Consider the following 23121-nt stretch of genomic DNA (forward strand, 5'->3'; position numbering starts at 1 on the left):
GACCGTCTCTCGCCTTAGGCGGGCTCTACAATAAATAGAGGTTGGTCGAATTCAACAGGCGTAGCGTTTTCAACAAGAACTTTCACGATTTTACCTGAAATTTCAGATTCAATTTCGTTAAAAAGCTTCATTGCTTCAATCACACAAACGACTTTGCCTGGTTTGATTTCATCGCCGATACTTACAAATGCGGGGGTATCAGGGCTGGATGCGCGGTAGAATGTACCGATCATCGGGGACTTAATTGTTATCAGATTGGAAGAGCCGGACTCTGCCTGAGCAGTTGGTTCAGTCTGTGCAGAATGCGTTACTGCAGTTGTAGGTACCGGAGGCGCAGTTGTAGGAGCGGCAGTTACTGCGGCAGGCACAGAAGTAGGCGATGCTGCAGGAGCCGAACCGTAACGTTTTACCTTGATCTTAAGATCGGTAGTTTCAATATTCACTTCATCAAGTCCCGACTGGGCAATGAAGTCAATCAATTTCTGGATTTCTCTGGTTTCCATTTATTCAAATTTAAACTGTGGTGATCTCAACCTCAAAGGCTTGATAATAAGCAACTCGCAAAGGCCATTTACCTCACAGATTTCAAAAAGTTATGATTTTACTCTTTCTACGTAATCGTAAGTACGGGTGTCCACTTTGATCTTCTGGCCTTCCTCAATAAAAAGTGGTACCATGATCCGGGCTCCTGTTTCGACTTCAATTGCTTTCTTCGGCGAGTTGGCAGTATCGCCTTTCAGGCCGGGTTCTGAGTAAGTTACTACCAGCTCGACAAACGGAGGCAGCTCGCAAAGTAAAGCAACGTCGTTTTCTGTGTTGATGAGGATTTCGACCTCCTGGCCTTCTTTCATCAAATCCGCATTTGTAACCAGCTTCTCATCGATCAAAACCTGGTCAAATGTTTCAGCATTCATGAAGTTATATCCAACCTCATCTTTATATAAATACTGGAATTTATGTCTTTCAACACGTACCGGTGTAATACCCGCGCCGGAAGAGAAGGTGTTATCCAGTACTTTTCCGGTAGTAAGGCTTTTCAACTTGGTGCGGACAAATGCATTGCCTTTCCCTGGCTTCACATGTTGAAATTCAATCACCTGGAAAAGATCATGGTTGAAATCTATCACCAATCCGTTGCGCAAATCTGCAGTAGTTGCCATATAATCAAAAATTAATATTAAAGTCTGTATTCGGGGTAACCTATTTCGGATCGTAAGCCCATTTCAGATAAATCGAGCCCCAGGTAAAACCGCCGCCAAATGCAGCGAGAATAAGATTGTCCCCTTTTTTGAGTTGTGATTCGTAGTCCCAGAGACAGAGCGGGATTGTAGCAGCAGTGGTGTTACCGTACTTCTGGATATTCACCATCACTTTCTCCATTCCTACACCCATTCTGTTAGCTGTGGCTTCGATAATGCGCCTGTTGGCCTGGTGTGGTACCAGCCAGTTTACATCGGGACCTTTCAAGCCGTTGCGGTCCATGATCTCAGCTGAAACGTCAGCCATGTTTGTAACGGCAAACTTGAATACCTGTGCACCGTCCTGAAAAACAAAATGCTGGCGTTTTTCAATAGTTTCGTGAGTAGGCGGAAAGCGGCTTCCTCCTGCTTTTTGGTTCAGGTATGGATACCCTGCACCATCGGACCGGATGATTGAATCCTTAATGCCATTACCTTCTGAATTGGGTTCCAGCAAGACAGCGCCCGCACCGTCACCAAACAAGATGCAAGTCTTCCTGTCGGTATAATCCACGATTGCGGACATTTTATCAGTACCAACAACGATGACCTTTTTATATTTTCCGGTCTCAATGAATTGCGAGCCGAGTGTCAATGCATATAAAAATCCGGAGCACGCGGCCTGAATATCGAAGCTTCCTACATTGCGGATGCCCACCATATCGCAGATCAGGTTAGCTGTGCAGGGGAATATGAAATCAGGGGTAGTTGTAGCGCAGATTAACAGATCAATTTCTGCGGGTGCGGTGCCTGTTTTTGCCAACAAACCTCTCACAGCCTCAGCACCCATATGTGAACTTCCCAAGCCTTCTCCTTTCAGAATACGCCTTTCTTTAATACCCGTTCGACTTACAATCCATTCATCGTTCGTCGCAACCATTGTTTCCAACTCGGCATTCGTCAAAATATAATCAGGCACATACCCTTGTATTCCTGTTATAGAGGCTTTTATATGGGTCATGATAAATTAACTATTCAAAATCCGAATAGGTTTTGGTAAAAAGGACAGTTGCTGTTTAATCATAGGTGGTTCCGACTAACTCAGTGCTTGTGAAATATGCAAATATGCTTTGGACTTAACCTGTTTGTAAGCCCAGCCAACCATGTTCTTGATTGCCAGCGGAGACGAAATTCCATGAGCGATCATGACATTTCCGTTAACACCTATGATAGGACTGCCTCCGATTGATTCGTAGTTCGTCTGGTCGATAAAATCATCCTGAAATCCTCTTTTTTTGGAGATTTCGTACAGAGATTCACCCAGTTTAAACAATATATTGCCGGTGAAGCCATCAGTTACGATGACGTCGGCTTTGTTTGTGAAGAGATCTTTCCCTTCTATGTTTCCTATAAAATTAATGCGCTTGTTTTGTTGAAGGAGGGGGTAGGTCGCCTGAGATGTGAGCGAGCCTTTTTGTTCTTCTTCGCCGATGTTCATTAAAGCAACCCTCGGGCGCTCTATCTGAAAGGTGTACTGCGCAAATATGGAGCCGATTTCACCAAACTGAGCCAGTACTTCGGGTTTACAATCTGCATTGGCACCGATATCAAGCATAATGGAATGGCCGCCACCTACCTGCGGTACAAAGCCGGCAATAGCGGGTCTTAAGATTCCTTCAATTGACTTAATGCTAAAAAGGGCGCCAACGTGCATAGCTCCCGTATTCCCTGCACTGCAGAAAATGTCAACTTCTTTTTCCTTCAGAAGCTTGAATCCAACTCCGATGCTGGAATTGGGTTTTTGAGAAAGGGCTTTCGTAGGATGCTCGCCCATTTCAATCACATCTTCTGCGTGAACAACGTCAACATTAGAAGGGGTGAAATTGTGTTGATTGAATATCTCCCAAATCACATTTTCACGTCCGATTAAAACGATTCGCGCCTCGGATGGTAGCTCAGAAGAGGCTTGGATAACCCCTTCAACAATTGCATGTGGAGCTAAATCTCCCCCCATAGCATCTACCGCAATTTTCATTTACACGCTGTTATTTTAGACAAATAAGTTAGAACTCGAAGGTGTAAATTTAGCAGATGTGCCGTAGTAAAAAAGAATTTCGCAACAACTTTTATAGGGCTGCTGCGAAATTGATATGTTCACCGACTGATACTAAACTGTTTTAGTATAGTTTTCAACTACAACTTTTCCTCTGTAAACAAGGTTGCCTTCGTGAACGTGGGCGCGGTGTAGTTGGTGGATTTCTCCTGTTGTTGAATCTGTGCCAAGCTGCTTTCCGGTAAGGAAGTCATGCGCTCTGCGTGTATCGCGACGTGTAGTGGAATGTCTCCGCTTAGGATGTGCCATGATGCTTTATTTCTAATTGTTTTTGTTTTCTTTTTAAACTCCGTCGGCTGAAGCCGACGGTCATTGACTATAATCTATTTCCGTAGGCCTTAGCCAACAGATCCGGGTATTTTACATTGATCGCATCCATTTCCGTTCGGCTTTAGCCAACGGATAACGGGGCGCAGGGGACTATTATTCGCCTTTTAGCTTTTTCAGGGCTTCCCAGCGCGGATCTACGGGTCCTTCTTCTTCCGGCTGCTCATCGGTGTTTTCGGCAGATGAGTAAACCAATATCGCTTCTTCGTCATCATCTTCCAGGTTCAGATCGTCATCTTCGGTCCGCAGACTCGGATGTATTTTCTTGGTTGGAAGAGACAACGCTATAAAATCAAATATATAGCGGGCAACGTTGATCCTGTTAGTGTTCCTGCTGATGATCTCGATCTCTTCGGTAAGCTCTTCATTGTGGTCGCCGAACTTTAATATAATGCGTTCGTCGGAATGAATAGGCTCTTCGAATGTTTCGAGACTTCTGTCACAGGTCAATGTAACTGCGCCTTCCGTGTGGAACTGAAGCTGGATCATAGTGGCTGATTTATTCAAAACAACGTGTGTTTTGAAGTGCCCTTGCTCGATCAGATCCTGTTCCAGTTCTTCGAAAAAAGCGTCTCCGGACTCCATATCATAGTCATACTGTTTGTCCTCCAAACCGTAAATGTCTATGTTGTATTTACTTAGCTCTTTCACTTTTTCTCTCAAAAAGGAGTGCAAAGGTAATGTGTTTGGTTTTAATAAAAAAGATGTGACTGAATTTTGTCAAATCTTCCTTGCAGGATTTCCAAAGTAGGTTGCACCCGCAGGCACGTTTTCTACTACTACTGATCCTGCGCCTATTCTCGCATTCTTGCCTACTTCAATTCCTGCAACGATCACTGCTCCGGAACCAATGAATGCGCCGTCACCTAAATGCACCCTGTCATTGATGATAGCGCCGGTACCAATCGTAACAAAGTCGCCGACGCGCACTGAGGTATCCAGCAACGCGCCCGTTTGGATCAGGCAATGGTGCCCGACAACCGTTTTCGCCCCGATAGTAACTTTTGCTCCGATAAGATTACCGTGACCAATTGCCGACATTCCGGAAATTATAGCTGTGTCGTGAACTGCATTCACGGGCATAACTTTGTACTCTTCGGTCAATGTTTCTACAAGCCTTTCTCTTACCACTTTATCTCCAATGGCAACGAAGGCTTCACATTTGGATCCGAGAATACTCAGATAACCTGTATCGTCTGTGGAACCGATTACGTTGACATCGCCAAATTCCTTACCATGCAGTTCCGTGGTATCGTCGAGTAGTCCGTAAACGAGTACGTTATTTCTTTTAAAAATATCCAGCGCCTGTACTCCCAGGTCGCCTGCACCAAATATTAAAACAGGATTTTCCATAATTGTGGTTTGTATAAAAGAAAAAAGTCTCCATTTGCGCGAAGAGTTCAAATGAAGACAAAAAATCAAGCCAGTTTCTGCGGCTTGTATATCAAAGTAAAGTAATGCGGAAAACCAGCGGGCTGCCGTAAGGAGATAAATTTGTAATAGCAGCAGCAGGTCCGGCAGAGTTATCTACCTGATTGTAATAATTCAGATTATATAATAAGGTAAAGTGAACCGCCTTGGCAATGCGGCCGCCTGTTGGTACGGAGTAGGCAGCGCCCAGCATGGGAGATACGATCCATTGCCTTTTCTGATAATTTCCTACCACATTCAAAGGTTCCAGTTCCGCGATCAGGTTCACGGGCTTGATTACATTGTACATAAAGAAGCCCTTTCCACCATAGTAGCTATAAGAATCGAAGTAGCGTTGTTTGAAAAACATATATGTCACTCCGACACCGGCGACCAGCTTTTCCGTCAGTTCGTAACCAACCATCGGCGACAGGTTGATGTTCGTGAATGTGCCGAGGCTCAATCCGAAGCCCCCACCCGCCCGCAGCCTGTCCTTAAATGGAAGCTGTTTGAAATCAACTTCTTTTCTCTTTTCCGCAAGCCGGTTTGTGTTAGTAGGCGTATAATCCTTTCGTTGGTTGGGAGCTTCCTTTCTCAGTGAATCCGGGCGATAGTATTCGTCGTTTTGCGCATATAAATTGACGCTGGTCAGGATAAGTAACAGAAGTGTGCAGCTCAGGAGGATTTTGCTTTTCATCTTAAAATCATTTATTTTATCGTATTGTTAACTGGTAACGACCCAGCATTTGTTTTTGGTTTATCAGATTATTCCCGCCCAGGCCTCTCTTATACTACTGTAACCTTTATGCATTACCACATTTCCGTCGCAGAGCCCCAGTCACACCTTATTCTTATTACCTATACTATCCCGGAAATAGACAGTGATGTTATTGAGATACAGCTACCTGCGTGGCGGCCCGGTAGATATGAGCTTCAAAATTTTGCCAAAAATATTCAATTTATTGAAGCTATTTCAGCCAGCGGAGATAAACTGCCTATTCATAAAGTAACCAAAGATCGCTGGCAGGTTGGAACAGCCGGCCAGAAAGAAGTTAGAATACGCTATTCATATTACGCAATAAGTCAGAATGCAGGTACCAGTTATGTTGACGAGGAGCTTTGGTACCTCAATTTTATCAACTTTTGCATGTATACCGAAGGCCGGATTTCCGAGCCTTACGAAGTGTATCTCGACCTGCCCGCAGGATATACGATTGCGTGCGGGTTACCTTCCTCCGGACCAAATACCCTGGCAGCACGCGACTTCTATCAACTGGTTGACAGTCCGCTGCTCGCTTCCGAAACTTTGCAGAAATGTGAGTACTACGTGCGTGGCGTGCATTTCAAGATATGGATGCATGGAAACCTGAAACCCAACTGGCGGCGCATTGAACGGGATTTCAGGCGCTTTTCACGCGAGCAGATCGCGACAATGGGAGAGTTTCCCGAAGAGGACTACCATTTTCTTAACCTCATCCTGCCAACCGCATTTTACCATGGCGTAGAGCACCAGAACTCGACGATGATCGTACTTGGTCCTGACGATGAAGGTGAAGGGTTGTATTCTGATTTGCTTGGCGTAAGTTCCCACGAGCTGTTTCACGCCTGGAATGTCATCCGGATCCGGCCAAAGGAGTTGTTACCTTACGATTTTACCAAAGAAAATTACTTTCAAACCTGCTTTGTCGCCGAAGGCTGCACTACCTATTATGGCGATCTTTTTCTGAAACGCGCCGGTGTTTTCACCGACGAGACTTATGTAAAAGAGTTGCAGGTATATATGAAAAGACACTTCGAGAACAGCGCAAATGCATCTCAGTCGCTGGCTGAATCTTCCTTTGACCTTTGGCTCGACGGCTACGAAAAAGGAATACCCAACCGTAAGGTTTCCGTTTACCATAAAGGTGCGTTAGTTGCATTGATCCTCGATTTGTATTTACGCAGGAAAACCAATCACGGCCAATCTCTCGACGATGTCATGCGGTTGCTCTGGCTACGTTTCGGAAAACCATTCACAGGCTATTCCGTTGAAGATTACATCGCGATCGTGGAAGAAGTAGCCGGCGAAACAATGGAGTGGTACTGGAAAGAATGCATTTTCACCAACGAGCCGCTTGAAACCCGCCTTAATGAGGCACTTTCTTTTGTGGGGTTACAAATGTCTGTTTTCAGCAATGGAAATATTCAGCTGAATGTAATGGACGATTTCCGCGGCAAATTGCAAAGAGATAAGTGGCTGGCAACAGCGCAGGTTTTGACGGCGCAGGAGGAAGAGGAGGAGTAATTTTTTAGCTGTCGGCTGTCAGCAATCGGCCGTCGGCTTGTTTGTTGCTTGTAAAAGCGAAGCCATACTAAGTAAGAAAAAGCTGAAAGCCGACGGCCGACAGCCGAAGTTCACTTTAAAATTTCCTCCAGGCTTCCCCGCAAATCAGGGTACTGATATTTGAAATCGGTCTCTTCTTTGATCCTCTTTGCAATCAGGTAGCTGCTTCCTAACACTACATTCGCCATTTCGCCAAAAACGATGCGCAATGCAAATGCAGGTACATGGGGCGCCCATTGTGGCTTATTCAGTACTTTACAGATCACTTTCGTAAATTCCTCATTGGTGACTGCATCCGTAATTGCATTGTAAGCTCCCTGCCAGTTCTCATTTTCGAGCGCTTCAATGTACATATTACAAAGATCGTCGACGTGGATCCAGCTGATCCATTGTTTCCCTGAGCCAAGTGGCGCGCCGAAACCGAATCGGGCAGGTGCAGCGATTTGTTTCAATGCGCCGCCCTCATTACTTAATACAATGCCGGTACGCAGCTTTACCGTTCTTATTCCAAGTTCTGTTATCTTATCTGCTGCTTTTTCCCATTCAATGGTAACATGGGACAAGAAATCATTTCCCGGCGGGAAGTCTTCGGTATTTTTCACATCGCCGCTATCCTCGCCATAGTAGCTGCTGCCCGACGCGGATGCGAATGCAGCGGGACGAATGTTTTTCTCCTTTAATTTCTCTGCAATCAAATGAATGGTATCAACCCGGCTTGAAATAATTAATTTCTTCTGTTCGTCAGTCCAGCGCTTTTCGGCTACCCCGGTGCCTGCCAGGTGAATCAGGAAATGCGTATTTTCCAATGCGCCCTCTTCAATGTAGTTTTTCGAGATATCCCATTGAAATACCTTCACAGATGGAATTGCTTTCTTACTCCGGCTGAGGTATGCCACTTCATAGCCTTTTGCGAGCAGAAGCTGTGTTAACCGTCTTCCGATCAGGCCGGAGCCGCCTGTGATCAATACTTTTTTTCCCATATACAGGATATGTAAAAATCTATACCGGCTGGCTGTCCGGAGTGGCTAATCCATCTTTTGGCGCTTCCTGCTCAATTGCTTTCGTGACACGATCTACCATTTCTTCGACTGATTCATCAGGCAAAAAGTGCATTGGTGCTTTGAAATGGACAGTAAGGCGCGTATTACGCTTTTTAAATCGCAGCCCTTTTTTATCAAAAGCCCGTCGGAAACCATTGATCACAACAGGTACCACGATCGGCTGATGTTCTTTGATGAGGTGGGCGGTACCCTTACGTACAGGGGCATACGGTTTGGTGGTCCCCTGTGGAAAACTCACTACCCAGCCGTGGCTCAGCCCCATTCCGATACGGTCTTGTGCTGAGTTATCCAGCTGTCTTTTCACATTTTCTCCATTCGCCCTCCACGATCTTTCAATGGTAATGGCACCGCCCATGCTGAATAATTTGGGTAAAATCCCTTCTTTCATTGTTTCCGACGCCGCGACATAATAGCATCTTGCCCGGGGAGAAAAGAGATAAAATGGTGGCCGGATCGTATCCTTGTAGCCCCATTTGACAGCACAAAAAATATGAAAGAAGGCAATTACATCTGCGAAATAGGTCTGGTGGTTAGACAGGAAAAGTACACCGTGATCAGGCAGGTCAAGCAGCTGATCGCCTCCGATTATTTCTATTTTATTGACAGCTGTATATCTGTAGTAAGTAAACCAGCCCAGAATAAAAATCAGCAACCTTTTAAATATGAGATAGTTGCCGAAGGGATCTTTTTCGAAAATTCCAAAAAAGTCAAACCTGACGAGCCAGCGCGGCAGGAGACTGAATGTTGTCTTTTTCAAATTCATAGTGTCAGGGAAATGTACTTCAAAGGCGACGGGATTTTTGGATTGATTGATCAACAACTATTATACCACCGGGGCGTAATTTAGGGAATAAGCGGAGTTAATGGGAAATATATTTAATTGCAGCCGCAACGGTCCTGCGAGCCGGAAGAATTGGCATGATTCTTTCAGATCTTCAGAGTCTCAAACGTTTTTGGACCGACCCCTTTAATAACAATCATTTTTCGAGTTTGTATGAAAATGAAATTTCAATTTCACATTCTGCTTGGTCTTGCAGCAGCAGGCCTGTTTACCGGATGTTCTAAAAATCCTGTTACAGGAAAAAAGGAAATCATATTCATGTCCAAAGAAAAGGAGATCGCGCTCGGCGCTGAATCACACCCTTCTATTGTGGCTACAATGGGTATTTACGACGATAAAAACCTGCAATCCTTTATCAATGAGAAAGGAAAAGCAATGGCAAATATCTCCCACAGACCAGATTTACCTTATCAATTCTTCATTGTTGACTCGCCGGTTGTAAATGCATTTGCTGTGCCTGGCGGTTACGTATACTTCACAAGGGGTATCATGGCGCACTTCAATAATGAAGCAGAATTTGCAGGGGTACTTGGTCATGAAATCGGCCATATTACGGCGCGCCACTCGGCCCGGCAGCAAACATCCCAGATCTTCGGGCAAGTAGGTTTGCTGGCAGGTATGGTATTGTCGGAAACGGTTCGCGGGCTGGCAGAGCAAACGCAGCAGGCTTTGGGTTTGCTGCTTTTAAGTTACAGCCGCGAGCATGAAACGGAGTCGGATAAAATTGGTGTGGAGTATTCGAGTAAAATCGGATATGATGCCAAGGAAATGGCTGATTTCTTCGGGACCTTGAAAAAGATCAGTGAAAAAGCCGGGCAAACGATCCCGACTTTCCAGTCAACCCACCCCGATCCGGGCGACAGGAGGAATAAGGTAGACAAGCTGGCAACACAATACCAGGCGGAGCACCCTGGCAAGTACAATGTCAACCGCGATGCTTACCTGCGTAAAATCGAAGGGATTATATATGGTACCGATCCTAAACAGGGTTTTGTGGAAAACAATCAGTTTTACCATCCCGAGCTGAGGTTCCAGTTTCCGGTACCAAGCGGCTGGCAGTATGAAAACTCTCCTGCACAATTTCAAATGGCGTCCAAAGATGGCAAGTCGATGATGCTTTTTGCGATGGCAGAAGGTAAGTCACTCGAAGAAGCAGCTCAGGCTGTGGTGAAGAATTACAGTCTACAGGTTTCTGAAAATAACAAAACTACGATTAACGGTAACCCCGCCATTGCGATGATCTCCCAGCAGGTCGCGCAAGCGCAATCGGGGCAGGCAGCAGCCAGTTCCATTCAGGTGGCAACCTGGCTGATCCAGTATGGAGGAAACGTTTATGTGATCCATGGTGTGGCGGCCCCGGCCAACTTTGCCGGTAACCTCGGTACATTCAGGAATGTAGCACAAGGCTTCAAATCAGTAACCGACCAGAACATCCTGAATCGTCAGCCTGAGCGTATCCGCATCAAAACCGTCCAACGCGACGGATCTTTGAAGGATGCATTGAAGGACAACAATCAGCCCGACAACAAAATGGACGAACTAGCCATCATCAACGGAATGGGCCTTTCAGATAAAGTAACCAAAGGAATGCTGATTAAAACGCTGGGGAGGTAATACGAACAATCGACCAAAAAAATGCCGTCAGGCATAAAACATCGGTAGTAGAAAGGTAAGGCCCGTACGGTAATAATGCCGCCAGGCATGTTATATTGGTAAAAATCGGTGCAAAATCCAACGTGAATTTGCACCGATTTTGCGTAAATGTGTTGTCGTCGCATCCCTACGGGATTTGGCGTTTCGGTTTGATCGTACATTTCTACCGATGTTTTGCCGCTCTGCGGCTTTTAGCGATTACGCTTGTTTGATGTTGCTTCACTACAGATTGGCACCTCGTTGTACCCGTTTTTTTACCGATGTTTTGCCGCTCTGCGGCTTTTAGCGATTACGCTTGTTTAATGTTGCTTCACTACAGATTGGCGCCTCGTTGTACCCGTTTTTACCGATGTTTTGCCACTCTGCGGCTTTTTTGCTGGATGCGGCTATTCAGTTATTCATTCCTTTTGCCTTCAATGATTATTTTAACCACTTACCATTTGATTTTGCCTTTCAAAAAACTTTTCTTCTCAACATTTGGTTGATATATCAACACAATTTACATTTGCACCATCATGAGCACGGTACTAAACAAATTTTTCTGTTTGAGAGAGGATATGAAGAATTCCCTGCAGTTTAAGCTGGGGATCGTTACAAAGGTTGTATTTAGGAAAATGAATGCGCAGTTGGTTCAGGAAGGAATTCCGGTACTTGCCGAGCAGCTGCCGATATTAATGGTTGTATATTTCCAGGAACATGCGATGACGCAGCAGGACATTGCAAATGTGCTGCAAAAAGACAAAGCGGGCATTCAGCGTTCTGTGCAGACGTTGCATAAAGACGGGTTTCTGAAAATTGAAAGTGATATAGAGGACAAAAGAAAGAATATGGTAACGCTCACTGCAAGTGGAAAATTCGTATGCGAGCGCATTCAGGCTTTGGTTATTGCATTTGACAACCAGGTAATGGAGCATTTCACCGAGGACGAACGCAAGACATTCATGGGGTTTTTAGACAGAGTTACGGCAGTCATAGAAAAATAAAAAAATTTATATAAATAGTTGATATGTCACCAGTAGAGGTGTCAACTAATTAGGGTTAGCCACAAAAGTCAAACAAGAAGAAAATGAAACGAGCATGGATTATTGCAATCCTCACAATAGCAGCAACTTCGGGGAATACCTGGGCGCAAACCCAGCTGAGCCTGAAAGATTGCATTGCCTACGGGATAAAGAATAACGGGAATGTAAAGATTGCCCAGTACCAGGAGAACATAGCGGTGCAGCAGGGTAGGGAAGCGTTGGCGGGTTATCTGCCACAGGTAGTTGGAAATGGTGCATTGGATGATAACATCAAGCTGCAATCTACGGTGTTGCCGGGCGCGCTCTTTGGTGGGGAAGACCGGCGTGTGGCCTTGGGTACCAAGTACTCGACGAACGTTTCGGCCCAGGCAGATCAGGTGATTTTTGACCGTCAGCTACTCGTTGGTTTGAAAGCAAACAAGCCAAACGTTGAGAATGCGGAACTGAATTCCCGCAAAACCAAGGAGAATATCATTTACAACGTGACGAATGCTTATTACCAGGTATTCATAACGCAGGCGCAGATTGATCTTTTAAGGGACAATCTTGAAAAAACGCAGCAGATACTCGGGACTTTGCAGTTGCAGCTAGATAATGGCGTAATCAAGAAAGTGGATTATGACCGTACACAAGTGAGCTTGAATAACATCAAATCCCAGCTTACACTGGCGGAAAGTAACCTGATTTTATCTCAGAACCAGTTGAAATTCCAAATGGGAATGCCGCTGGGCGAACAATTGGTGCTGACTGACAATCCATTGAGCCAGCCTTTCAAATTAGTGGAGCCGGACAAACTGGATGTAGCTAATCTGACCGACTTCAAAATCCAGAATATTAATATGGAATTGCAGGCGATCGAAAAGGAGCGGATCAAAGCCGGATATCTTCCCAAGCTTTCTGTTTATGGAAGATATGGTATTCAGTCTCTTGGACAGAATCTGGGTGAATCGTGGGGTAACTGGTTTAGTTTCGGTGCAATTGGCGTTAAGCTTTCCATTCCGATTTTTGACAGTTTCAGAAGAGACGCGCAATACAAGCAGGCTGATCTGAATCTTTTGACACAAAACGAACAGCTGAAACTGAATGTGCAGAATTACGAGCTTCAAAATCACAATGCAACAACCCAGCTTCAAAAAGCGAAGCTGAACCTGACAAACGACGAAAGCAATGTGACTTTGGCCAAAGAAGTGTACGATGTGACGACACTTCAATATAAAGAAGGTACCGTAACACTTTCGGACTTGTTGAATGCAGAAACTTCCTATAAAGAAGCCCAGAGTAACTACATCAATTCAATGCTGAGCTACTACCAGGCCAAGCTCGGACTTGAACAATCGCAGGGTAGTTTAAATGACTTTTATACAGCGTTGCCGTAAGGATCATTGATGGTCATTTACGGTTATTAGGTCATTTATAGTCATTGGGTCATTAATAGAAAATAAGAAAACATTCACTCATTCATTCAGTCATTCAATCATCGCACCGGCGACCCGGTCAAAATTAAACTTCCATGAAAAGGAAAATAATAATAGCAAGCTCCATTCTGATAATCGGACTCTTAATCGGGTTTCGTTTGGTAGCGAACAAGTCCAAGATGGACGCAAAGAAAGTAATGCCGGATAACAAGAATGTAACCATTCCGGTAACTGCAGTAGCGGTTAAAGAAGGCAGTACAAGCCAGGACCTGGTACGTACGGGTAGCCTTATTCCATTCAAAGAAGCCGAGATTATGGCGACTTCGGCGGGTAAGGTCTTGTCGGTTAAATACGACCTGGGTACCTACGTTTCGCAAGGTGCTACGCTTGTGAAAGTGGACAGCAAACTGAAAGAGCTTTCACTGGAAGCGACAGAGTTGAATATCAATAAACTGAAAAAAGATACCGAACGCTATTCGAAGCTTCTGGCAGGAAACGCAGCGACTGAGATTCAGGTGAACGATACCAAATACAATTACGAAAATGCCTTGAACCAGGCTGAGCAGATCAAACAGCAGATCAATGATGCTTCCATTGCAGCGCCGATCAGCGGCCGCGTGATTAAGAAGAACATTGAGCCAGGCGAGTTTGTGAACGTGGGTACTTCTCTGGGAACGATCCTCGACGTTTCGCGCCTGAAAGTGCAGGTGATGATCTCGGAAAATGATGTTTATAAATTGAAAGAAGGTCAGCACGTGGAAGTGAGTACAAGCATTTTTCCTGATAAAAAAATCGACGGCGTGATCTCGTACATCGCTCCGCAAGGCGACGAATCGCACAACTATCCGGTTGAGATTGTTATCAAAAACTCAAATCAGCTGCGTGCCGGAACATTCGTAACCGTGGAATTCAAGCAAAAAAGCAGCCAGAATGCATTGCTGATTCCTAGAAGTGCATTGGTTGAAAGTGTGCGTAACCCGTACGTGTACACTGTCGAAAATGGTGTTGCCAAGCAGCGTAAGATTGCAGTAGGACGTGAAGTGGGGGATAATATCGAAGTTTTGTCAGGATTGAAATCAGGCGAAACGGTGATTACAACTGGCCAGATCAACCTCAGCGAAGGTGCCGCGGTTAACGTCACTAAATAGTTTTCATCAGTAAACGAATAACAAAATGTCAATCACCGAAGTAGCAGTAAAAAGACCGCTCTTCATCATAGTAGTATTCACGGTGTTGATACTATTTGGTGTGATCAGCTATAAACAATTGTCCTATAACCTTTTACCGAAGTTTGAGGCCAATGTTGTCAGTGTAATGACGACGTACCGCGGTGCCGCTGCGGACGAAGTCGAAACTAACGTTACCAAACACATCGAAGACGCAGTTTCAGCGATTGAAGGTTTGGACCAGATCAACTCAACTTCTCAGGAAGGCGTTTCTTCTGTGATTATCCAGTTGAAACAAGGTATCAGCGTCGATTTGGCACAACAGGAAGCGCAGCGTAAAGTAGAGCAGGTGATTTCACTTCTGCCCGACGATGCCGACCGCCCCGTGATCAACAAGTTCTCAACCGATGAAATCCCGGTGTTGAGAATGGGGGTTACCGCCAACCTTTCACCCTCCGCATTGTATGATTTGATCGATGAGAAGCTGAAACCACAGCTATCCAACGTGACTGGCGTGGGTCAGGTGACGATCATCGGTGGTACCGAGCGCCAGATCCAGGTGAATATCAGTCAGGATAAATTGAAAGCTTATCGCCTGTCCATTGCTCAGGTTTCCAATGCGATCAACAATGCAAATACTTCGTTCCCAGCCGGTCAGGTGAAAACGCAGGAAGATCAGCTTTCCATTCGTTTTGACGCAAAACTGACAACGGTTGAAAATCTGCGCAATGTAATTGTGGGCCGTAACAGCACTGGCGGACAGGTTTTCCTGAAAGATATTGCCGAAGTGTATGACGGAACTGCCGACGCAACTGCGGTAAACCATATCAATGGTCGCCCCTCAGTTGCTTTGCAAATCCAGAAACAATCCGATGCCAATGCAGTGGACGTAAGCAAGTTGACCCGCGAACGTTTGACGACTTTGGAAAAACAGTACGCTTCCGCTGGTCTGAAATTCAACATTGCATCTGACCAGTCGATTTATACATTGGCCTCAGCTGATGCAGTTGTGTTTGACCTTGGACTTGCCGTTTTGATCGTGTCCATTGTGATGTTACTGTTCCTGCATAGTGTCCGGAGCTCGATGTTTATCCTCGTGGCCCTGCCTTCATCCATGATCCCTACTTTCATTTTAATGAGCGTTTTAGGATTCTCACTCAATTTGATGACGTTAATGGCACTTTCGCTTGTGGTAGGTATCCTGGTCGACGACTCGATTGTGGTTTTGGAAAACATCAACCGCCACATGGAAATGGGTAAGAGCCGCTGGCAGGCTGCATTGGACGGACGTGCAGAAATCGGTTTCACGGCGCTTGCGATCACTTTGGTGGACGTTGTGGTATTCGTGCCGCTTGCATTGACTTCCGGTTTGATCGGTAACATTCTGAGAGAATTCTCGCTCGTGGTCGTGTTCTCGACATTGATGAGTTTGTTTGTCTCGTTTACCCTTACCCCGCTTCTCGCTTCGCGTTTTGGTAAAATAGAGATTTTGGATAAAAACACACTCTGGGGCAAGCTGAACCTTGGTTTTGAGCGGTTTTTGGATCGGATCAAAGACGAGTACGGACGTATTCTGACCTGGGTTTTGGGTCATAAAAGATACATTTTCATTCTTTCGCTTTTGCTCATTGTAGGCTCCATTGCATTGGTTCCTGCCGGCTTTATTGGTGCCGCTTTCATGCAGCAAAGTGACCGCGGCGAGCTGAATGTTTCCATTGAACTTGCGCCGACAGCGTCAGTTTACCAGACCAATCAGGTAGCTCAGAAAGTTGAAAAGCTGCTTTTGGGAAGAAAAGAAGTAACCAAAGTCTTCACCAATGTAGGTTACAGCAGCACTGGTTTGGGGACGACATCCAACAGTAACATTGCCGATTTGACGGTGCAATTGGTTGATAAAGCTGAACGTCCGATGTCAGCAGAGGATTTTGGTACAGAGATTCAGAAGGAAATTCTTCGGATACCAGGTGTAAAAGTGACTGTGGCACCTACCTCGATTACGGGTAATGCCAACCAGGCGCCGATCCAGGTGGCTGTAAAAGGGACCGATATGGCGACAATCCGTAAAACAGCCGCGCAGGTGAAAGAAGTGGTAGCTTCCATCCCGGGCACTGCCAACGTGGATTATTCTGTTGATGATCCGAAACCGGAAGTGGGTGTGTCACTGGATCGCGAGAAAATGTCTCAGCTTGGTATCAATGCAGCCGAAGTGGGCGCTGCATTGCAGACAGCATTTCGTGGAGATGACCGTTCGAAATTCAAAGAAAATGGCAAGGAATACGACATTATGGTGACGCTTGACCAGTTTAACCGTTCCAAAGCCGACGATATCCGCCATTTGACATTTGTTAACAGTACAGGACAAACATTCGAATTATCGCAGTTTGCAACGGTAAAAGAAGGAATGGGCGAAAGCGTATTGCAACGGATCGACCGTTTGTCTTCGATCACTATCAATTCACAGGTGATAGGTCGCCCATCCGGTTCGATCGGTGCAGATATTCAGGCTAAAATGGCGAGTGTGAAACTGCCGGAAGGCGTTTTCATCGAATATCGTGGTGACCTGAAAAACCAGGCGGATGCATTCGGAAGTCTTGGTTTGGCGCTTGTACTCGGTATTGTGCTGATTTACCTGATCATGGTCGCACTTTACGAAAGTACCATTTATCCTTTCGTTGTATTGTTCTCAATCCCGGTTGCATTGGTCGGTGCATTGACGGCATTGGCTCTGACAATGGAAAGTTTGACAATCTTCTCGATCGTGGGTATGATTATGCTTCTCGGTCTGGTAGCTAAGAATGCGATTTTGATCGTCGATTTTACCAATCAGCTGAAAGAAGAAGGTCACGCATTGAAAGACGCCCTGATCGAAGCAGGTAAAGAACGTCTCCGCCCGATCCTGATGACAACTATCGCGATGATCGCGGGTATGTTACCAATCGCACTGGCGTCCGGCGACGGAGCCGAGGTGAAAAATGGGATGGCGTGGGTAATTATCGGTGGTTTGACCAGCTCATTATTGCTGACGCTGTTCCTGGTTCCGAGCGTGTACTACGTTGTTGACAGGGTGAAAGAGCGTCTTGCAAACCGTAAAAAGAAAAAGCAGCAAAGAGAAGAGCTGGTATTGGAAGCATAGGCTTTCAATTTCAATCGGTCTCCTGACTTGTCACCCTGAGCGCAGTCGAAGGGAGCGCACTTTGCTACTTATATTCACATCCTGCATTTAACTTCGACTGCGCTCAGTTTGACAGAGTTAGTCTGGCAGGTCAGTTGCAAAGCTTTAGGATACAATTATTGATCTTCCTTAAAGTATCAAAATCCCCGAAAGGGGATTTTGTGTTTCTAAGTAATGCGAATTACCTGGATACCGGATCGTAGTAGGTACAATCCAGCAATAAATCTACTTCCATAAACGGCATTGGACCTTTCCGGCAAATAATCCTGCCATTCCTAGCAGTCACTTAATGCGTTTACATTTGGACAAGCTTCTTCTTTTGTACGAGATAAATAAATGTTCAACTACAAAAAGTAAAAAGATGAAGCTAACAAAACTATTTCCGGTAGCGATGAGCATGGCCTGCGCCCTGATGCTAAGCAGTTGCTCAAAAGAAGACGCCCAAACACCACAGCCGCTCGTTGAAAGCGCTAATGCACACTCAAGTGCGAAGACGAATGCAGGGGAGGCACTTCCTTATTTTGCCTCGACAGCTTGGCTGCCAGGTTTCGAAAAATACCCAGCTGATTGGTCGAAATTAGTTGGGCCAAACCCTTCAATACCCGCGGGTTTGTCTTCACTCACATCACTTTGGGGACTTGAATACTGGAGCGCATCAGTAGACCCAAAATGGATAAAGCCACTACAAGCCATACCAGGCAATTCAACCGCAAATTCTGTTTTGACAGTAAAAAGCTTTGCTCATACCTCAGCTGAGACGTACGACAAATCTGGTGCATTTACTACAATTAAAAACTTAAAGGCAGGAAAAACATATACTATAACATTCTATGTGGCAACTACGACTGTTGCCGGCCTTGCAAGCAATGGTGAAACATCTGTTCCGGCAACCTGTGCGGAAATCAAAATGTTAAATGTTAACAGTGGAATCACTACAACGAAAGTCAACTTTGGAGGATTGCAAGCAACCTGGGTGAAAAAGACAATTACATTTACAGCTCAGGCAGATAATGCCAAGTTTGTTTTCTCAGGGTTGACGCCACTGGGTAATGTGTATTCTTATATTCACCTTTTTGTAGATAGGAACTCTATTGTAGAATTTGTTCCTTTCCAACCGATGGTAGTACAATAGCTTGTATCCGGGTGTTGTTAAAAAGCCGGCTCATATTCATGAGACGGCTTTTTGTTTTGCAGGCTAATGCAAAATCTAAACCAATCTATTTATGGGTAATACCTCGTCTCCATTAAAGCAGCCTTTGCAAACAAGTTCAGGTCAACCTTGGAGCTCATTTATTACTGTGACAAGTTCAAGTCGGACAGATCTGAAAAAGAGGGCAATTGTTAATACCCCGATCAGATTTTTAACGCCAGGAAAAACCTATCAACTGACGGTGTATGTTGCCACTGCTATTCCTAAATGGAAAGGATTTGGTCCCATTCCATCCTATGCAGAGCGTGTGAATTATGGGTAGCAGGACCATCTGTCGGCGTGAAAACTTTTAATGTCAATTTATCAGACAAGAAAAATGCGTGGGTTAAAAAAGTCATCACTTTTGAAGCAAAAACTCCGGAAATGACCTTTGTAGCCAGTGCACTTCCGGTAAAAGAAGGAGAGCACGCCTGGGCGCATGTATTTATCGGCCAGGATGCAATTGTGCAGATAAATTAGAGAGGTGTTTAAAGTAAAACAGGGTGTCTCCAATTGTAGGAGATACCCTGTTTTATTTAGTGCTATTAAAATCAAAATGTACAATAGTCCAAACTGAGAACACAAAATGCCTGTAACAATTTTAAAGCCTGATACGAACTAAATATTAGTAGCAGCTACAATTCTCAGACTGTAATTTCCAGGCTTTTGACGCCATTTTCCTTAGAATAATCACCATAAACCGGATATCCATTTTTTGATGATACCTACCTGATGAGAAGGTTTTTTTGTAGCCGTTAACGAAACAAATGTTCAACAATAAATTTTCGAAAATGAAATTAGTACAAAAATTACCAGTCGGTTTAGGTTTTGCTTGCATGATGATGCTGAGCAGCTGCTCTAAGGAAGACGTTCAAGTGCCGGTGCCTCAGGTAAATGAAACTACTGAGCATTCGGGATGGAGGGAAGGCAGTAATGGAATAGAGCTACCGAAGCCATATTTTGCACCAACGATTGGACAACCTGGCTTTAACTGGTACCCCACAGATTGGGAAAGGAATATCAAATCCCCTGACAATTTGATAGGGCTACCATCTGGAACTTCCAACTTAACGCATTTATGGGGGAATCCGCAGGCACCATGGGCAAAGCCTCTACCAACAATTCCCGGCGTAATTGATATGCGTTCAATGCTTACAGTTATAACTTTCCGAGATCCATTTCAAGATCACAGAATATCAACTGTGAAAACAAAGATTAAGAATCTTAAAAGCGGTAAGAAGTATGCTGTGAGCTTTTATGTAGCCGGTTCATTGAGAAACACTCTCTTTGGCACCTATACCCCCGCTTATCCAAACCGTGTTAATGTTGAGATAGGATGGAGCAATAGTTATTCTTTTTCTACAAAGTATGATTTAACAGGTATAGAAGCAACCTGGGTCAAAAAAACTATTATATTTAGTCCAGAGGCGAATGAGGCAAACCTTTATTTTTCTGCTTTTGCGCCCGAAGCCGGTCAGTATTCATATGCCAATATCTTTGTAGACAAAGATTCCATTAAGGAGATACAATAAATAAAGCATTGTTTAACCAAGATGTCAACAGAGATTGTCTGGTGGCATCTTGGTTTTAAGCCTTAATACTTTCTCCACTTCCACTTCTCCCTCATACCTTCATCCAATACCCTCGACCCACAGACCTTGCGCCAAACTCAGCTGATTTCCCATTCACAGTTCCATGCCAATCTGAAAGTGGGATGCGGTGTGGGGTTTATGTAGCTATTTGTAGATTGGCTTGATTAACGCTTCGCAGTCTGCATTGTTCTTGGCCATTGTGGCTGTCCAGATGATCCAGTCGGATTTGGAGTATGTTTTGCGGCTGTCGAGTGGGAGGCTGAAGAGTTGCTGCTTGGTAAGGTAATATTTGATTTCTTCTTCGGCGACGGTTTTCGGGAATACATTGAGGTTCAAAGCTCGTCTTGCTGGCAGGACAAAACACAAAGCTCGGCGTAGTGCTTTCCACCTGCTTTCAGTGCAACTGAGAAGAGAATATAAGAATGAGGTTTTACAGCAAAGGCATCTTAGATCCACTTCCATCGGCTTGGCCGACCGAGATGGAAAACGGAAGACGGAAGAGGGAGTATTATTTAGCGAATGCCTCCTTCCCGCTATCCAAAAAAGCCGCGAAGTTCGCCGCATTCAAATCGTAATTCTTGGGCTTAACCAGCAGGTTGCCTTCGTGATCTACCAGACAATAATGTGGCTGTGCGTTGTTGTTGTATTTCACAATTTGCAGATCTGCATTCTGCGCGCCGATCGTCTTTTTGACTTTATTGTCATACTTGGAAGTATACCATTGCGATTCAGGTAATTCTGTTTTGTCGTCCACATACAAAGCAACAATCACATAATCATTCCGAAGCCTTTGTAGCACCGCAGGATCAACCCACACACGGGCTTCCATTTCACGACAATTCACACAACCGTGTCCAGTAAAATCAATGAAAACAGGCTTGTTAACTTTTTTGGCATAAGCCAATGCTTCCTGATAATCGAAAAACCCATTGAGCTCATGCGGTAAATGGAAGAGATCGGAATACTTTCCGGCGATTTCGCTGCTGTTGCCTGCTGCGGCGGTACCCGCACTTCTTTTACTCAAATCAAAATCCAGAGACGACTGCGGAGGCAGATAACCAGCCAGCGCTTTCAGTGGCGCGCCCCACATTCCTGGCAACATGTAAATCACAAAAGTGAATGTAATAATGCTCAGCAACAGCCGCGGTACGCTCACTTTTTCCAAAAGGGAATCATGCGGCGTTCTGATCTTTCCAAGAAGATAAAAACCCAGCATCGCGAAAATCACGATCCAGAATGCGAGATAGATTTCTCTGTCCAGCAAGCCCCAGTGGTAAACCTGATCGGCGATACTGAAAAACTTCAGTGCAAGCGCCAGTTCCAGAAAGCCTAGACAAACTTTCACGGTATTCAGCCAGCCGCCCGATTTAGGGAGCGATTTTAGCCACTGCGGAAATAAGGCAAATGAAGTAAATGGAATCGCAAATGCAGCGGAGAATGCCGCCATTCCGATAATTGGCTTCACTACTTCGCCGCCCGCTGAGGCTACGAGCAAGCTACCCACGATCGGGCCGGTACAGGAAAATGAAACCAGTACCAATGTAAATGCCATGAAGAAAACGCCCGCATATCCACCCTGATCAGCCTTCTGGTCCATTTTATTCACAAACCCACTCGGAAGTACGATCTCAAATAGTCCCAGAAAAGAGAGACCGAAAACGATGAATATCCCGAAAAACAGCAGGTTAGGCAGCCAGTGCGTACTTAAAAAGTTAGCAAATGCGGGTCCGTTCAGGCGCGATACAACGGTACCTATTAATGTATAAATGAGTACAATCGAGATTCCGTACATAAAAGCTTTCACCTTGCCTTTTTCCTGATTGGTGAAATAGCTTACCGTCATTGGAATAATCGGGAATACGCAGGGAGTAAGCAATGCGACAAGCCCCGACAGGAACGCAGCTAGTGCAAATGCCCACAAAGAACCGTCGGCGGCAGTGTCCTCGGTATTTGCAGCAGCAGCAACGGGAGCTTTTTCAGTCAGTGTTGAAGAGCTGCTATCAACAGTTGCAGGTGCCGGAGCAGCGGCAGCATTTTCAGTAGAATCAGCTGAGGCTACGTTAGTTTCCGCAGGAGTACTTTCCGGTGCGACTGTGCTACCAGCTGCCGCGACCTTCAAGCCTTTGAATTCGAAATCCTCTCCGCCCGGGATACAAAGCCCGGTTACGTGACTGCAGGTCTGGTATTCAGAAGTACCTTTGATTACCGGATTGTCGGCCAGAATTTTGATAGTTTGCTTGAAAACCGCTTTTCCTTCAAAGTATTTTACATTTCCATTCCATACCTCTTCAAACTTCGTCTTCGGATTCTGCGGTTTAAGCTTGCCGACCACTTCAAAAGTATTGTTCTTCTCAAAAGTGAAAGTGGTGAGCATTGGTCCCAGGTCAGGATCAAAGTCGGACGAATACATATACCAGTCTTTGTCGATCGTTGCAGTGAAAACAAGATCGACGGTCTCCCCCTTTTTTACATCAGGCTTTGAAAAAGAGTAGCTCCATTGGGCTTTGGCTTTCTGGATCTGCGCAGAGGCAGCAATGGAAACAAGAAGAAAAAAGCTTAAAAAGAGGAAAATACTGCGTTTCATATCGTTTTGACGGACTGATATTCGGTGAAAGGGCATTATCTATTGAATTAATAGAGTAAATGCCGGGTCTTAATT

The 23121-nt window shown here is 45.1% G+C and carries 21 protein-coding genes; 9 read left to right on the forward strand and 12 right to left on the reverse strand.

Features of this window, described 5'->3' with window-relative positions:
- Window positions 1-14: 14 nt before the first annotated feature.
- The 8 genes from accB to AC1XTG_RS04870 all read right to left on the reverse strand — a co-directional run bounded on the left by accB (window position 15) and on the right by AC1XTG_RS04870 (window position 5725).
- Window positions 15-503, reverse strand: coding sequence for an acetyl-CoA carboxylase biotin carboxyl carrier protein (gene accB / locus AC1XTG_RS04835; RefSeq protein WP_056279665.1), 489 nt, complete (start codon window positions 501-503; stop codon window positions 15-17).
- A gap of 90 nt (window positions 504-593) precedes the next feature.
- Window positions 594-1160: an elongation factor P gene (gene efp, locus AC1XTG_RS04840; protein WP_056279667.1), complete on the reverse strand. Its 567-nt coding sequence runs from the start codon at window positions 1158-1160 to the stop codon at window positions 594-596.
- Between the two features lie 40 nt (window positions 1161-1200).
- A complete protein-coding gene (locus AC1XTG_RS04845; RefSeq protein WP_056279669.1) occupies window positions 1201-2199 on the reverse strand; it encodes a beta-ketoacyl-ACP synthase III in 999 nt (332 codons plus the stop codon).
- A gap of 75 nt (window positions 2200-2274) precedes the next feature.
- Entirely contained in the window at window positions 2275-3213 is a 939-nt protein-coding gene (plsX, locus tag AC1XTG_RS04850) for a phosphate acyltransferase PlsX (protein ID WP_056279671.1), read from the reverse strand.
- 132 nt (window positions 3214-3345) lie between these two features.
- Window positions 3346-3540, reverse strand: coding sequence for a 50S ribosomal protein L32 (rpmF, locus tag AC1XTG_RS04855; RefSeq protein WP_082489058.1), 195 nt, complete (start codon window positions 3538-3540; stop codon window positions 3346-3348).
- Window positions 3541-3714: 174 nt separating this feature from the next.
- Window positions 3715-4293 (reverse strand): YceD family protein, encoded by a 579-nt coding sequence (locus AC1XTG_RS04860; protein ID WP_484841209.1) that lies wholly within the window; start codon window positions 4291-4293, stop codon window positions 3715-3717.
- A 45-nt stretch (window positions 4294-4338) separates the two neighbouring features.
- Window positions 4339-4971, reverse strand: a complete 633-nt coding sequence (locus AC1XTG_RS04865) for a NeuD/PglB/VioB family sugar acetyltransferase (protein ID WP_484841210.1) — start codon at window positions 4969-4971, stop codon at window positions 4339-4341.
- Window positions 4972-5062: 91 nt separating this feature from the next.
- On the reverse strand, window positions 5063-5725 hold the full coding sequence (locus tag AC1XTG_RS04870; protein ID WP_484841211.1) for a hypothetical protein: 663 nt from the start codon (window positions 5723-5725) through the stop codon (window positions 5063-5065).
- Between the two features lie 108 nt (window positions 5726-5833).
- On the opposite strand from AC1XTG_RS04870, the gene AC1XTG_RS04875 reads away from it, so the two are divergent.
- Window positions 5834-7312 (forward strand): M61 family metallopeptidase, encoded by a 1479-nt coding sequence (locus AC1XTG_RS04875; RefSeq protein ID WP_484841212.1) that lies wholly within the window; start codon window positions 5834-5836, stop codon window positions 7310-7312.
- Between the two features lie 110 nt (window positions 7313-7422).
- Here AC1XTG_RS04875 and AC1XTG_RS04880 read toward each other — a convergent pair whose 3' ends face one another.
- Together AC1XTG_RS04880 and AC1XTG_RS04885 are read right to left on the reverse strand one after the other, a co-directional pair.
- Window positions 7423-8331 (reverse strand): TIGR01777 family oxidoreductase, encoded by a 909-nt coding sequence (locus AC1XTG_RS04880; protein WP_484841213.1) that lies wholly within the window; start codon window positions 8329-8331, stop codon window positions 7423-7425.
- A gap of 19 nt (window positions 8332-8350) precedes the next feature.
- Window positions 8351-9175 (reverse strand): lysophospholipid acyltransferase family protein, encoded by an 825-nt coding sequence (locus tag AC1XTG_RS04885; protein WP_056279682.1) that lies wholly within the window; start codon window positions 9173-9175, stop codon window positions 8351-8353.
- Window positions 9176-9406: 231 nt separating this feature from the next.
- Here AC1XTG_RS04885 and AC1XTG_RS04890 point away from each other — a divergent pair, with 231 nt between their 5' ends.
- From AC1XTG_RS04890 to AC1XTG_RS04925, 8 genes are all read left to right on the forward strand, one after another.
- The gene (locus tag AC1XTG_RS04890) at window positions 9407-10867 is read left to right on the forward strand and encodes a M48 family metalloprotease (protein ID WP_056279684.1); all 1461 of its coding nucleotides are present in this window, start codon (window positions 9407-9409) and stop codon (window positions 10865-10867) included.
- Window positions 10868-11421: 554 nt separating this feature from the next.
- Window positions 11422-11889, forward strand: a complete 468-nt coding sequence (locus AC1XTG_RS04895) for a MarR family winged helix-turn-helix transcriptional regulator (RefSeq protein ID WP_056279685.1) — start codon at window positions 11422-11424, stop codon at window positions 11887-11889.
- Window positions 11890-11972: 83 nt separating this feature from the next.
- Window positions 11973-13304 (forward strand): TolC family protein, encoded by a 1332-nt coding sequence (locus AC1XTG_RS04900; RefSeq protein ID WP_056279687.1) that lies wholly within the window; start codon window positions 11973-11975, stop codon window positions 13302-13304.
- A 134-nt stretch (window positions 13305-13438) separates the two neighbouring features.
- Window positions 13439-14491: an efflux RND transporter periplasmic adaptor subunit gene (locus AC1XTG_RS04905; RefSeq protein WP_056279689.1), complete on the forward strand. Its 1053-nt coding sequence runs from the start codon at window positions 13439-13441 to the stop codon at window positions 14489-14491.
- 25 nt (window positions 14492-14516) lie between these two features.
- A complete protein-coding gene (locus AC1XTG_RS04910; RefSeq protein ID WP_484841214.1) occupies window positions 14517-17642 on the forward strand; it encodes an efflux RND transporter permease subunit in 3126 nt (1041 codons plus the stop codon).
- A gap of 340 nt (window positions 17643-17982) precedes the next feature.
- Window positions 17983-18813 carry a hypothetical protein gene (locus AC1XTG_RS04915; RefSeq protein WP_484841215.1) on the forward strand — a complete coding sequence of 277 codons (831 nt, stop codon included), beginning with the start codon at window positions 17983-17985 and terminating at the stop codon, window positions 18811-18813.
- A 285-nt stretch (window positions 18814-19098) separates the two neighbouring features.
- A complete protein-coding gene (locus AC1XTG_RS04920; RefSeq protein ID WP_484841216.1) occupies window positions 19099-19350 on the forward strand; it encodes a hypothetical protein in 252 nt (83 codons plus the stop codon).
- 311 nt (window positions 19351-19661) lie between these two features.
- Window positions 19662-20402, forward strand: a complete 741-nt coding sequence (locus AC1XTG_RS04925) for a hypothetical protein (protein ID WP_484841217.1) — start codon at window positions 19662-19664, stop codon at window positions 20400-20402.
- Window positions 20403-20606: 204 nt separating this feature from the next.
- Here AC1XTG_RS04925 and AC1XTG_RS04930 read toward each other — a convergent pair whose 3' ends face one another.
- Window positions 20607-20798, reverse strand: a complete 192-nt coding sequence (locus AC1XTG_RS04930) for a glutaminase domain-containing protein (RefSeq protein ID WP_484841218.1) — start codon at window positions 20796-20798, stop codon at window positions 20607-20609.
- A gap of 172 nt (window positions 20799-20970) precedes the next feature.
- Window positions 20971-23046, reverse strand: a complete 2076-nt coding sequence (locus AC1XTG_RS04935) for a protein-disulfide reductase DsbD family protein (RefSeq protein ID WP_484841219.1) — start codon at window positions 23044-23046, stop codon at window positions 20971-20973.
- Between the last annotated feature and the right edge of the window lie 75 nt (window positions 23047-23121).

The sequence above is a fragment of the Dyadobacter sp. HNCC25DJ183 genome, assembly GCF_056895175.1.

What these genes read in the sequence shown, in the direction of transcription:
- accB (WP_056279665.1), bottom strand. Translation starts at nt 503, where the DNA reads ATGGAAACCAGAGAAATCCAGAAATTGATTGACTTCATTGCCCAGTCG.
- AC1XTG_RS04880 (WP_484841213.1), bottom strand. Translation starts at nt 8,331, where the DNA reads ATGGGAAAAAAAGTATTGATCACAGGCGGCTCCGGCCTGATCGGAAGA.
- efp (WP_056279667.1), bottom strand. Translation starts at nt 1,160, where the DNA reads ATGGCAACTACTGCAGATTTGCGCAACGGATTGGTGATAGATTTCAAC.
- AC1XTG_RS04905 (WP_056279689.1), top strand. Translation starts at nt 13,439, where the DNA reads ATGAAAAGGAAAATAATAATAGCAAGCTCCATTCTGATAATCGGACTC.
- AC1XTG_RS04925 (WP_484841217.1), top strand. Translation starts at nt 19,662, where the DNA reads ATGAAATTAGTACAAAAATTACCAGTCGGTTTAGGTTTTGCTTGCATG.
- AC1XTG_RS04910 (WP_484841214.1), top strand. Translation starts at nt 14,517, where the DNA reads ATGTCAATCACCGAAGTAGCAGTAAAAAGACCGCTCTTCATCATAGTA.
- AC1XTG_RS04920 (WP_484841216.1), top strand. Translation starts at nt 19,099, where the DNA reads ATGGAAAGGATTTGGTCCCATTCCATCCTATGCAGAGCGTGTGAATTA.
- AC1XTG_RS04865 (WP_484841210.1), bottom strand. Translation starts at nt 4,971, where the DNA reads ATGGAAAATCCTGTTTTAATATTTGGTGCAGGCGACCTGGGAGTACAG.
- AC1XTG_RS04845 (WP_056279669.1), bottom strand. Translation starts at nt 2,199, where the DNA reads ATGACCCATATAAAAGCCTCTATAACAGGAATACAAGGGTATGTGCCT.
- rpmF (WP_082489058.1), bottom strand. Translation starts at nt 3,540, where the DNA reads ATGGCACATCCTAAGCGGAGACATTCCACTACACGTCGCGATACACGC.
- AC1XTG_RS04900 (WP_056279687.1), top strand. Translation starts at nt 11,973, where the DNA reads ATGAAACGAGCATGGATTATTGCAATCCTCACAATAGCAGCAACTTCG.
- AC1XTG_RS04870 (WP_484841211.1), bottom strand. Translation starts at nt 5,725, where the DNA reads ATGAAAAGCAAAATCCTCCTGAGCTGCACACTTCTGTTACTTATCCTG.
- AC1XTG_RS04890 (WP_056279684.1), top strand. Translation starts at nt 9,407, where the DNA reads ATGAAAATGAAATTTCAATTTCACATTCTGCTTGGTCTTGCAGCAGCA.
- AC1XTG_RS04885 (WP_056279682.1), bottom strand. Translation starts at nt 9,175, where the DNA reads ATGAATTTGAAAAAGACAACATTCAGTCTCCTGCCGCGCTGGCTCGTC.
- AC1XTG_RS04935 (WP_484841219.1), bottom strand. Translation starts at nt 23,046, where the DNA reads ATGAAACGCAGTATTTTCCTCTTTTTAAGCTTTTTTCTTCTTGTTTCC.
- AC1XTG_RS04875 (WP_484841212.1), top strand. Translation starts at nt 5,834, where the DNA reads ATGCATTACCACATTTCCGTCGCAGAGCCCCAGTCACACCTTATTCTT.
- AC1XTG_RS04895 (WP_056279685.1), top strand. Translation starts at nt 11,422, where the DNA reads ATGAGCACGGTACTAAACAAATTTTTCTGTTTGAGAGAGGATATGAAG.
- plsX (WP_056279671.1), bottom strand. Translation starts at nt 3,213, where the DNA reads ATGAAAATTGCGGTAGATGCTATGGGGGGAGATTTAGCTCCACATGCA.